Consider the following 10,250-nt stretch of genomic DNA (forward strand, 5'->3'; position numbering starts at 1 on the left):
TTTGTGAGGAATCGGCCAGAAAGCGGCATCCACGCCGATTCGCCGATCAATCGGCCGCGCGTTGTTCCCAAATCGTGCCGAAATGAGGTAATCTGACCGCTTCAAATAGGGCCAAACTCGCGGTTCAAGGCGTACGCTGGCCGCACGCGTCGGCGTCGCTTTGGTTTGACAAGGAGCGTTACTCGAGCCGATGAAGAAAGTCCTGTTCGTCAATCCGCCCGATGAGATGGAGTCGATGTTCGGCGTCGGCGAGGCGTTCGTGCAGAAGTACGAGCCGCTCGGCATGCTGTACATTGCCGCCACGACGCGCGAGGCGGGTTACGAGGTCCACGTCGTGGACGCCCACGCCGAGGACCTGGACGTCAACGGCATCAAGGACCGCATCCGCGAGATCGGCCCCGACGCCGTCGGCATCTCCACGCTCACATGTTCCGGCGCGCTCGTGTGGGAGCTTGGCCGGTGGATCAAGGCCGAAGACCCCTCCGTGCTGATCGTGCTCGGCAACGTCCATGCCTCGGTTTATGCCGATCAATATCTGATGAATGGATGTTGCGACGTGGTCGTCCACGGCGAAGGTGAGGATACGTTTGTCGACGTTCTGCGTCAGGCCGCGAACGGCCGGCACTTCGATGGCATTCCGTCCATTTCCTGGCTCGACAACGGCGTCGTGCGGCAGACCTCGCCCGCGATCGTCATCGAGGATCTGGACCGCCTGCCGTATCCGGCTCGCGACCTTGTCAATCAGAAGCTCTATAGCCTCACGGAAATCTCGAACCAGAACTACGTCACCGAAAACGGCGACCACGGCAAGACGATGGTCACCTCGCGCGGGTGCGTGTTCCGCTGCGAGTTCTGCGTTGTGCACGCCAAGCGCAAGCAGCGATACAACGTCGTGGAAAAGGTCGTGGACGAGATGGAGATGCTCGAGCGCGACTACGGCGCCTCCTACGTCTACATCATGGACCCGCTGTTCATGGGCCGCCCGCGCCGCGTCATCGAGATCTGCGACGAAATCAAACGACGCGGCCTTTCGCTCAAGTGGGGCTGCGACGCGCACGTCAATCTGATCACGCCGCCGCTCATCCAGGCGATGGCGTCGGCCAACTGTTTTGAACTGTCGCTCGGTATCGAGTCCGGCGTGCAGCGCCTGCTCGATGCCGTACACAAGATGTCCGAACTTTCGCGGGTCACCGAGGCGGTCAAGACGATCCGCACGTACTCGAATATCCGCATCGAGGGATTGTTCATCCTCGGCCTGCCCGGCGAGACGTACGCGGAATCGCTCGAGACAATTCGCTTCGCGACCACGCTCGACCTCGACATGGCGCAGTTTTCCATCATGACGCCGTATCCCGGCTCGCCGCTTTTCGAGGAGCTTCGCGCCACCGGCGAGCTCGACACCGGCGTCCGCCCGGACGGATCGGTGGATATTGACGTCTGGAAGCGCTACTCGTCGTACATCTGCTTTACGGACGTCGATCCGATTTGGGTCACCCCGACGCAGGATATCGAACAGCTTCGCGGCTTGCAGAAAAAGGCATTGCGCCGCTTTTACCTTCGCCCCAAACAGATCGTAAAGCAGATCAAGCGGCTGCGCGCCGACAACATCCTGGAGTCCGCGCGCATCGCCATCAACGGATTCTTCTAGGCCGCGTGTCGCGCGCCGCGACCCTGCTTGCGGCTGCCGCGCTCGCCGCCGTCGCCATCCTCGCCCCGCTCAAACTCGCATCCGTCGATACAACCCTTATCTCCGACTCCTACGGCAAGGCGAACGTGCCGTTTGAGTTGTTCGGATTTTTCGGCGCGCTTGCCGTCCTTGCCGCAGCGTCCTTCTCGTGGCGCGATCGCCGACCGCGTACAACCGCGGATTCGCTGCCGATCCTGGTCCCCGCCGCGCTGGCATTTATCTACCTGCCGATCTTCAGCGAATTCTCGGCGCCCTCCTTTGACTTCCTGTGCTACCAGCGCGCCGCCGCCGCGGTACTCGACCTGCGAAGCCCCTACGGCGATTGCTATCTCTACCCGCCGCTCGTGGCCGGCGCGCTCGCGGGCGCGTATCGGGCGCTAACGCCGATCGCGCCGGCGCTTATCGGCGACGCCGATCCGCAGGCCGTGTGGTCGGCCGTGTTTTATCTCTACCAGGTCGCGCAGCTTGCGCTTCTCGTCGGCGCGTATTTTCTGCTGCGGCGATTTGCCGAAATGGCCGGCGCGCGGGAAACGATCGCGTGCGTCCTGCCCGCGGTGCTCATCGTGATTTCCAATCCCGTGCTTCGCACGATCCGCCACAACCAGGTAAATTTCTGGGTTATCGACTTGTTGCTCGCGGGGATCGTGCTCATCGAACGGCGTCCGCGTGTCGCCGGTTTCGCCATCGCCGCGGCGGCGCACATCAAGCTCTATCCCGCGATCTTCATCGGCCTGTTCGCGGCGCTGAAACGAGGAACATTCCTCGCGTGGTCGATCGTCGGCCTCGTCGCCGGGCTCGTCGGCGCGGCATCCCTTGCCGGAACGGGGCGGATATGGGGCGCGTTTTTCCGCCACCTCGCCCACTTCCCGCCGGGCCGAAACCTGCGCGACAACAGCGTGCACAGCCTGGTCGCCAACGTGTATCGCCACGTTTCCGGCGCGGGCGACGCGGCGATGGCCTCGCGCGCGGGCGTCCTCGCGGTGATCGCCTACGCGATTTCGTTGGCGTTTGTCGCCTGGCTTGCGGTGCGTTTCGTTCAGCGGGAAAGGCGATTTCGCGATCGCGCGGGCGCCTCAAACGACGCGGCGGCATCCGCGCGACGCATCGCCGCGCATTCCGCGGACGCCATCGCGGCGATGCTGCTCGTATCGCCGATGGTGTGGGAGCACCACTACGTGCTCGCGCTTCCGATCGCCTTATACGCGCTCATCGCCGTGCCGCGTGCGCGGTTGCCGCTTGCCGCGCTTGCTGTCGCGCTGATGCTCGCGATTCCGACATTCAATGTCTTCCCGTTCAGTTACCACCGCCTCGCGGGGCTTGTTCTCTTTCTTGTCGTGACGCGGCCGGACGATGTCGGGCGGGCGGCCGGCGCCGATGTCAGCGCATCTGCCGCCGGCCCCACGCGCCGATGATGCGCGTGAACGTCGCGGGCGCGAGGCGCTTGAGTCGCCAGAGCCATCGCGCGTCCGCCATCGGCAGGCTGTAGAGCCGGCCGCGTTCGACATCGCGCAGAACGCGGCGGGCGACGCGGTCGGCGTCGATCCCGCCGCTCATCAGGCGGCGCGCGGCGTCTTTCGCCTTTTCGTTTTCGAATCGCCCCGCGTCGACGATGTCCGAGCGAAAAAATGTCGGGCACGCGACGGTGACGCCGACCCCCGTTCCGGCAAGCTCCGCGGCGAGTGTCTCGGAAATGGAGACGACGCCGGCCTTGGCGACGTTGTACGCGCCCATCATCGGGGCGCTCACGAACCCGGCCGCCGCGGCGATGTTCAGCACGTGGCCGAATCCCTGCGCCCGCATGCGCGGAACGAAAACGTGGCAGCCGTACACGACGCCGAAAAGGTCGATATCGAGCGTCCAGCGCCACGCCGCAAGCGACAACTCGCCGATTGCCCCCGCGCTCGTGACGCCCGCGTTGTTGACCAGAAGGTCGATGCGATCCGGGCAGGCGGCGGACAGGCGTTCGAAATCCGACGGCCGCGTCACGTCGCAGGCGACCGCGACGGCCGACGCAGCGCCCGCTTCCGACGCGAGCCGCGCCGTTTCGAACGCCGTGGATTCGTCCTTGTCCGCAAGCACCAGCCGCGCTTTTCGCGGCGCGAGGGCAAGCGCCAGCGCGCGGCCGAATCCGCCGCCGGCGCCGGTGATGACGACATGGGGCGACGCGGCAAGGGGCATGGCGGTCTCCGGAAAACGGCGCCCATTTCCTTACGCCCTGCTATAAGATCGGTCAAACGCGGTGGACGATCCGCGCGCGGCTTCGGACACGGCGGCACAAGGGGACCCCATGAGCGACAAGACCTGGATGATTTACGGAGCGAACGGTTACACCGGCACGCTGATCGCGATCGAAGCCGCGCGGCGCGGCATGGCGCCGATCGTCGCGGGGCGAAGCGAAAAGCCGGTGCGCGAACTCGCCGATCGTCTGAAACTTCCGCACCGCGTTTTCTCGCTCGACGATCCCGCCGCGACCCGCGCGAGCCTTGCCGCATGCGCGGCCGTGCTTCATTGCGCCGGCCCGTTTTCGGCGACAAGCCGGCCGATGGTCGATGCGTGCCTCGATGCCGGCGCGCACTACCTCGACATCACCGGCGAGCTCGAGGTTTTCGAGGCGATCTTCGCGCGCGGCGACGAGGCGAAAACGCGCGGCGTCACGCTGATGCCCGGCGTCGGGTTTGACGTGGTGCCGTCCGACGGACTGGCCGCGATGCTGAAGGAACGCCTGCCCGCGGCGCGTTCGCTCGAACTGGCGTTCGATTCGAAAAGCCCCGTCAGCGGCGGGACGGCCAAGACGATGATCGAGGCGCTGCCGCACGGCGGCGCGATCCGCCGGAACGGGCGCATCGAACGCACCCCGATGCTCGCGTTTCGCCGCAAGGTGGCCTTCGCGGACGGCACGCGCTGGGCGATGAGCATCCCGTGGGGCGACGTATCGACCGCGTACCATTCGCTCGGTTTCAAGGACGTGACGATCTACGCGGGTGTGCCGCGCGCGGCGATTGTCGCGGCGCCGGTCATCCGCGCGCTCGCGCCGCTGCTCGGACGGCCGGGTGGCGTCCGGGCGCTCAAGAAGATGGTCGACCGCTTCGGAGGCCGCCTGCCCGAAAAGCCCGGTGCCGGCGAAAAGTGCGAGCTCTGGGCGCGCGCCGAGGACGCAGACGGCCGCGCGATCGAGGGCACGCTGACCACCCGCGGGACATATGCGCTCACCGCCAAGACGGCGGTCGAATCCGTACGCCGCATGCTCGAAGGCGGCGCGCCCGCCGGCGCCGTGTCGCCGTCCCAAGCCTTCGGCGCGGATTACGTCACGACATTTTCCGGGTGCGTGGTGCGGATCGAGTGAGGTCAGGGCAAATGCACACGCACCACGAACGCCTCGGCGTCGACCCCCAACCCATCGAAGGATACGAGATCGATCGGCGTTGCAAGGCCCGCGCTCCCCGCCTTGCCGGACGCGAGTAACTCCGCCAGGCGCACGGGGAGAAACGCCGTTGGCGACGCGCCGTCGGTGAAAACCATCGTGGCCTTGCGGGCCGTCTCGCCGTTTGCGACCGAGACGGTAAGCAGCACCTCGCGGGGGAGCCCTTCTTTCCGGGCGCGTTGAAACTCCTTGTCGTTCAGCGGGCGGGCGATCGCCTCGAGGAGCCGGTAGGCCCAGGCGCGCCGTTGCGGTTGCAGCAAGCGAATCACCGGAAAAAGCCACATCGGCTGCTCGCCCAGATAAAACCAGGTGTGCACGTCGCGCATGGAGTAGCCCGCGGACAGGGCCAGCGTGTCGATCGTCGGAATCTCAAACACACGGCGCTTGCCGAAGGGCGCATCGAACCCGACGGTCCGATGCGAGCGTCCCAGCACGACGGGCGTTTGCTCCCCGTCGACCACGGCGGTGGGCCGATGACAAGCGTCCAGGATACCGCCCATCACGGATCCGAAGCCGGAATCCTCGTAGGCGTGTTGAAATTGTAGATAGAAGATATCGACCGACCCGCCGCCCGCGACATCGTCGAGCAACTTTGCGGTAAGTAGCGTCGAAATGCCGGGGATCACGCCGGCCCCGGTCACAAGGAGCACGCCCTTTTCCCGTGCGTCCTCGTCGAGGGCGCGAAGGTTGCGATAGTGGATCTGCTCGTTGGCGCAGTCGATGACCGAGCAACCCGCGTCGATGGCGATGCGCGCGATACCCGCCCCGTGCACGGCGTAGGGCCCGATCGCGTTGATGACGATCTTCGCGGACGCGCACGCATCGCGCAGCGCGCCGCGATCCGCGGCGTCGAGCACGAGCCGCCGGACGCGATCCCCGGCGCCCGCGATATCGAGTGCCTGGAGCTTTTCCGCGTTGCGCCCGGCGGCGATGACGGGAAATCGCGTTTTCTCGACAAGCCGCTTCACAATCGCCCGCCCCGCGAGGCCGTACGCACCGAGGACAAGGATGGTTGCGGTTTGTGTCATGGGTATGTTGCCCCTTTTTTCCAGTGTTGCGCGCGGCGCAGCTTAACATTGCGCGCGTGTCGACCAAGGATGGACGCCGGGGGTGCGCGAAGTACTGGCGCCGTGCGTTTTTCGGGTTTGGGACGCTCCCTTTTGCTCGCAGGCAAGGGGACAATTCCGGTCCCGTTTTTTACGCGTTTTGTTTGTAAAAATGGGCCGCTTTTCTTGCATCCCGGCCACGATTATGTGAATACCATTACGTAATTCACCGCTTCATTGGCGGGCTTCCGGGCCCGTCCCGCGGACGCACCATGCGCAACCCGTACATCCGTGAACAGAAGGAAATATTCGGGCGGAAGGTCCTTGCCGTCCTTCCCGTTCACTATCCCAAGGAAATCCTCACGGCCCTCGATATCCTCGCGGTCGAGATGTGGGGCCCTCCCGGCACGCCTCGCGGTCCCGACGCCGGCCGGCTCCAGGCGTACGTCTGCGCCGTCGCCCGCAACGCCCTGGCGTTCATGGCCTCGGGCGGCGCCGACGCCGTTGACGGCGCGCTCTTCCCGCACACGTGCGACTCGATCCAGGGACTCGCGACGCAGGCCCCGGACATGGGCGGCTGGACGAAACCCTCGTTCCGCTTCATTCACCCCAAGGGCGAATGGCGACCAAGCTCGCACACCTTCGTCGAGAAGGAGATGCGCAGCCTCGCCGGGGAGCTTGAGGCGTTCGCGGGCAAGCCGCTCGACGAGACGCGCCTTCGCGACGCGGTCCGCCTGCACCGGGAGATCGACGACGTGCGCGCCGAGCTTCTCGCCAATCGCTCGCGGATCGAAATGAACGACCGCGAATTCTACACGCTGCTGCGCCGCGGGGAGTATCTCTGGCCAGAAGAGCACCTGGACGAGCTTCGCGCGGCCCGGGAGAACCTTCGTTCGGACACCGTCCAGAAGGGCATCCCGATCATGATCACCGGCTACGTGCCGGAGCCGATGTCGATCTTCGACGCGATCGGGAACGCCGGTGCGTTCGTCGCCGTGGACGACTACGCGGCCGTTGGCCGGCGCGTCGTGCGCCCGGCGGCCGAGGCCGGCGAGGATCCCTTCCGCGATCTCGCCGACGCGTACTTTCAGGCGCCGCCTTGTCCGACGCGCTCGTCGAACCGGTCGATCCGGATGGCCTGGCTGGCCGGCCTGTACGACAAGGGCGGCGCGGCCGGCGTCATTGTCCACGAGCCGAAATTCTGCGAGCCGGAGCTCTTCGACGTCCCCGGCCTCCGCGAGACGTTCTCCGCGAAAAAAGCTCCGCTGCTCTACCTCGAAGGCGAGTTGGAAACCGAACTGCCCGGGCAGGCCGTCACGCGCATCGAGGCCTTCGTCGAAATGCTTGGATCCGGGAGTCGCGCATGATCACAAGGCGCATCCAATACGAGGTCGCGGGCCGCGTCGTCGGGCCCATGCTCATGTCCCTTCAGAACTGGCAGGCCGACCGAAAGCGCCGCGCGCGCAAGCCGAAAGAAAATCCCTTCGGCCCGCCGTTCGAGTGCCTGCGCAAGCTCAAGGACATCATGTCGATCCACTACCTGAAGGGCCGATACGCCGATGGCGCGGTGCCGGTGGCCTGGGTCACGAGCGGTTTTCCCGTCGAGGTGCTGCGTCCGCTGGGTTATCACTGCGTCTACCCGGAAAACCACGCGGCGATCTGCGGGGTCCAGCGCCTCACGCCCGAGCTCTCCGACGCGGTCGAGAAGGAAGGCTACTCGCGCGACCTCTGTTCCTACGCGCGCGCCGACATCGGGTGCGTCATCACGGGAAAGACTCCCGTCGGCCGCCTCCCCAGGCCGGACCTGCTCGCATGCTGCACGAACATCTGCCAGACCGTCCTTTACTGGTACCGGAGCCTCGCGGAGTACTTCGGCTGCCCGCTCGTCCTCATCGACACGCCATACCTCTACGGCCCGGCGAAGCCGCACCAGCTTGAGTACGTCAAGGACCAGCTCATGGAGCTGATCGACGTCGCCGAGAAGGTCGCCGGCAAGAAGGTGGACATGGAAGAGCTGGCGAAGGTCGTCGAACTCGCCCGCGATGGCACGAAGCTCTGGGGCGACTGCCTGGCTACCGCAACGGCGAAACCGTCCCCCTGGACCGGCATCGACGGATTCTTCCACATCGCGCCCATCGTCGCGTTGCGCGGCACCCAAGAGTGCAACGCCTATTACCGCCTGCTCCTCGACGAACTCAAGGACCGCGTTCAAAAGGGCGTCGGCGGCATCAAGAACGAGAAGTACCGCCTGCTCTGGGACAACCTTCCCATCTGGTACAACACACGCGACCTTTCAACGAAGCTCGCCAACGAGGGATTCAACTTCGTCGTCACGACGTACACCAACGCCTGGGCCGAGGCCGGCGCGCAAATCGATCCGGCCGATCCGTGGAACTCCGCGGCCAGATCCTACACGTACATCATCCTGAACCAGGATTTGAACAACCGCCTTCAGATCATGAACCGTCTCGCGAGAACGTACTCCGTGGACGGCGCGATCCTGCACAGCGACCGCTCGTGCAAGCCGTATTCGATCGGGCAGCTCGACCTCAAGGAACGCATGAGCCGCGAGCTCGGCATCCGCGTTCTCGTCCTGGAGGCCGACCACAACGACCCGCGCGCCTGGTCCGCCGAGCAGGGCGACACCCGCGTTGGCGCGTTCATGGAGAGCTTCGCGTGAGCGCGGAGCGTTGAGAATCGAATTCCATTGACCGGAAACGAAATAAAATCCCATCCTCCCGCCGCGATTGGCGTCGACGTCGGAAGCACCACCTGGAAGGGCGTCGTCATCGACGCGGACGGGAGCGTCCTTGCGAGCGCCGTTGAGCCGGCGAACCCGCGCGTCGAAGAGCAGACGCGCGCGCGGCTGGCCGAGCTTATGGAAAAATCCGGGGCCGAGCCCGATACGCCCGTCGGTGCGACGGGTTACGGACGCAAGCGCGTCAACGCCACGAAGGTTCTGACCGAGATCACCTGCCATGCGCGCGGCGCCTTCACCCTTGCCGGGCGCGCCGGTGTCCTCATCGACATGGGCGGGCAGGATACGAAGGTCATCCGTATCGGGCCCGCGGGCGAGGTCCTCGATTTCGTCATGAACGACAAGTGCGCCGCCGGCACGGGGCGGTTCCTCGAGGTCATTCTCGGCCGCCTCCAGATCCCGTTCGACCAGGTCGCCGAGCACGCGCGGCGCGCGCCATCAGGCGTTCCCGTGTCCAACACGTGCACGGTCTTCGCGGAGAGCGAGGTCATCTCGCTCGTGGCCGAGGGCCATGCCGTCGAGGGCATCGTGCGCGGGCTGCATCAATCACTCTCCACGCGCGTCGCGTCGCTGGCGGGAAAGATGACCGACGGAGCCGATATATTCATGAGCGGCGGCGTCGCCTTGAACCTCGCCATGATCGACGCGCTCGGCGAAGCCCTGCGAAAGCCGATATCCGTCCTGCCCGATCCGCAACTGGTCGGCGCGCTTGGCGCGGCCCTCTCGGTGGCCTGAAGGCGCCGGCGCGCCTCACGCTCCTTGGCCCCGACCGCCTCGGCGAGCGAAAATTTGACAAAAGCGCGCCGCGACCCCATTATTTAATGTTCGGCGAAAGGCCGGGCAGCGATTTTCGGATCGCGGGTTCCTTGAAAATGGGGGTGTCACGGTTTCGACGGAGACGTTGAAGCGCGTGCGTGCGAGTCGTGGTTTGTCGGTTGGCCACGTTAAAAGCCGACAAACTGATAGTTGCCAACGACAACTTCGCTCTGGCTGCATAACCACTTGTAGCCCGTGCCACCGTCCCCTGCCTGCGGGGGCGGATGGCGCGTCGCTTAGCAGGCTGGCCGAACCGGGCCGCCGGATCCCGGGAAGGCGAGATCGTCATTCGGCTGCGGAGAGCGTGAGCCTGCCCATGGGCGCACGCCGACCAAAGACCCAAATCATGGTGATACACTCGTAGACCGCCGCGCGGACCGCCTCCGGACGCGGGTTCGACTCCCGCCACCTCCACCACTCTTTCTTTTTGAACTCGTTCTCTCTATATTTGGGTCAAATGCGAGGGGCTTTTGCAGGAGCACACACAAGCGCGTGAACTAAAAGGTTTTTCCAGAGGTGGGA

At 65.4% G+C, this 10,250-nt stretch carries 8 protein-coding genes and 1 other RNA gene; 7 read left to right on the forward strand and 2 right to left on the reverse strand.

Translation table 11 applies throughout. The features are described 5' to 3' along the window. Positions 1-190: 190 nt before the first annotated feature. Together K8I61_13045 and K8I61_13050 are read left to right on the forward strand one after the other, a co-directional pair. Positions 191-1,648, forward strand: a complete 1,458-nt coding sequence (locus tag K8I61_13045) for a B12-binding domain-containing radical SAM protein (protein ID MBZ0272959.1) — start codon at positions 191-193, stop codon at positions 1,646-1,648. Between the two features lie 5 nt (positions 1,649-1,653). After that, positions 1,654-3,099 carry a glycosyltransferase 87 family protein gene (locus K8I61_13050; GenBank protein ID MBZ0272960.1) on the forward strand — a complete coding sequence of 482 codons (1,446 nt, stop codon included), beginning with the start codon at positions 1,654-1,656 and terminating at the stop codon, positions 3,097-3,099. On the opposite strand, the gene K8I61_13055 is transcribed toward K8I61_13050, so the two are convergent. Then, positions 3,065-3,865: an SDR family NAD(P)-dependent oxidoreductase gene (locus K8I61_13055; protein ID MBZ0272961.1), complete on the reverse strand. Its 801-nt coding sequence runs from the start codon at positions 3,863-3,865 to the stop codon at positions 3,065-3,067. The two genes, K8I61_13050 and K8I61_13055, sit on opposite strands and share 35 nt — an antisense overlap. Before the next feature lie 109 nt (positions 3,866-3,974). Between K8I61_13055 and K8I61_13060 the strand changes: the two genes are divergently transcribed. Next, positions 3,975-5,030, forward strand: a complete 1,056-nt coding sequence (locus K8I61_13060) for a saccharopine dehydrogenase NADP-binding domain-containing protein (protein ID MBZ0272962.1) — start codon at positions 3,975-3,977, stop codon at positions 5,028-5,030. Positions 5,031-5,032: 2 nt separating this feature from the next. Here the strand turns inward: K8I61_13060 and K8I61_13065 are convergent, their stop codons facing one another. Continuing rightward, positions 5,033-6,136 carry a saccharopine dehydrogenase NADP-binding domain-containing protein gene (locus tag K8I61_13065; GenBank protein MBZ0272963.1) on the reverse strand — a complete coding sequence of 368 codons (1,104 nt, stop codon included), beginning with the start codon at positions 6,134-6,136 and terminating at the stop codon, positions 5,033-5,035. Between the two features lie 290 nt (positions 6,137-6,426). On the opposite strand from K8I61_13065, the gene K8I61_13070 reads away from it, so the two are divergent. The 4 genes from K8I61_13070 to ssrA all read left to right on the forward strand — a co-directional run bounded on the left by K8I61_13070 (position 6,427) and on the right by ssrA (position 10,145). After that, the gene (locus tag K8I61_13070) at positions 6,427-7,521 is read left to right on the forward strand and encodes a 2-hydroxyacyl-CoA dehydratase family protein (protein MBZ0272964.1); all 1,095 of its coding nucleotides are present in this window, start codon (positions 6,427-6,429) and stop codon (positions 7,519-7,521) included. Beyond that, positions 7,518-8,834, forward strand: a complete 1,317-nt coding sequence (locus K8I61_13075) for a 2-hydroxyacyl-CoA dehydratase family protein (protein MBZ0272965.1) — start codon at positions 7,518-7,520, stop codon at positions 8,832-8,834. Before K8I61_13070 ends, K8I61_13075 begins: the two co-directional genes overlap by 4 nt. Positions 8,835-8,861: 27 nt before the next feature. Continuing rightward, positions 8,862-9,647, forward strand: coding sequence for an acyl-CoA dehydratase activase (locus K8I61_13080; GenBank protein MBZ0272966.1), 786 nt, complete (start codon positions 8,862-8,864; stop codon positions 9,645-9,647). Between the two features lie 139 nt (positions 9,648-9,786). Continuing rightward, positions 9,787-10,145, forward strand: a transfer-messenger RNA (tmRNA) gene (gene ssrA / locus K8I61_13085). Positions 10,146-10,250 lie beyond the last annotated feature (105 nt).

The sequence above is a fragment of the bacterium genome, assembly GCA_019912885.1.
Lineage (GTDB): Bacteria > Lernaellota > Lernaellaia > JACKCT01 > JACKCT01 > JAIOHV01.

What these genes read in the sequence shown, in the direction of transcription:
- K8I61_13045 (MBZ0272959.1), top strand. Translation starts at nt 191, where the DNA reads ATGAAGAAAGTCCTGTTCGTCAATCCGCCCGATGAGATGGAGTCGATG.
- K8I61_13055 (MBZ0272961.1), bottom strand. Translation starts at nt 3,865, where the DNA reads ATGCCCCTTGCCGCGTCGCCCCATGTCGTCATCACCGGCGCCGGCGGC.
- K8I61_13060 (MBZ0272962.1), top strand. Translation starts at nt 3,975, where the DNA reads ATGAGCGACAAGACCTGGATGATTTACGGAGCGAACGGTTACACCGGC.
- K8I61_13065 (MBZ0272963.1), bottom strand. Translation starts at nt 6,136, where the DNA reads ATGACACAAACCGCAACCATCCTTGTCCTCGGTGCGTACGGCCTCGCG.
- K8I61_13070 (MBZ0272964.1), top strand. Translation starts at nt 6,427, where the DNA reads ATGCGCAACCCGTACATCCGTGAACAGAAGGAAATATTCGGGCGGAAG.
- K8I61_13075 (MBZ0272965.1), top strand. Translation starts at nt 7,518, where the DNA reads ATGATCACAAGGCGCATCCAATACGAGGTCGCGGGCCGCGTCGTCGGG.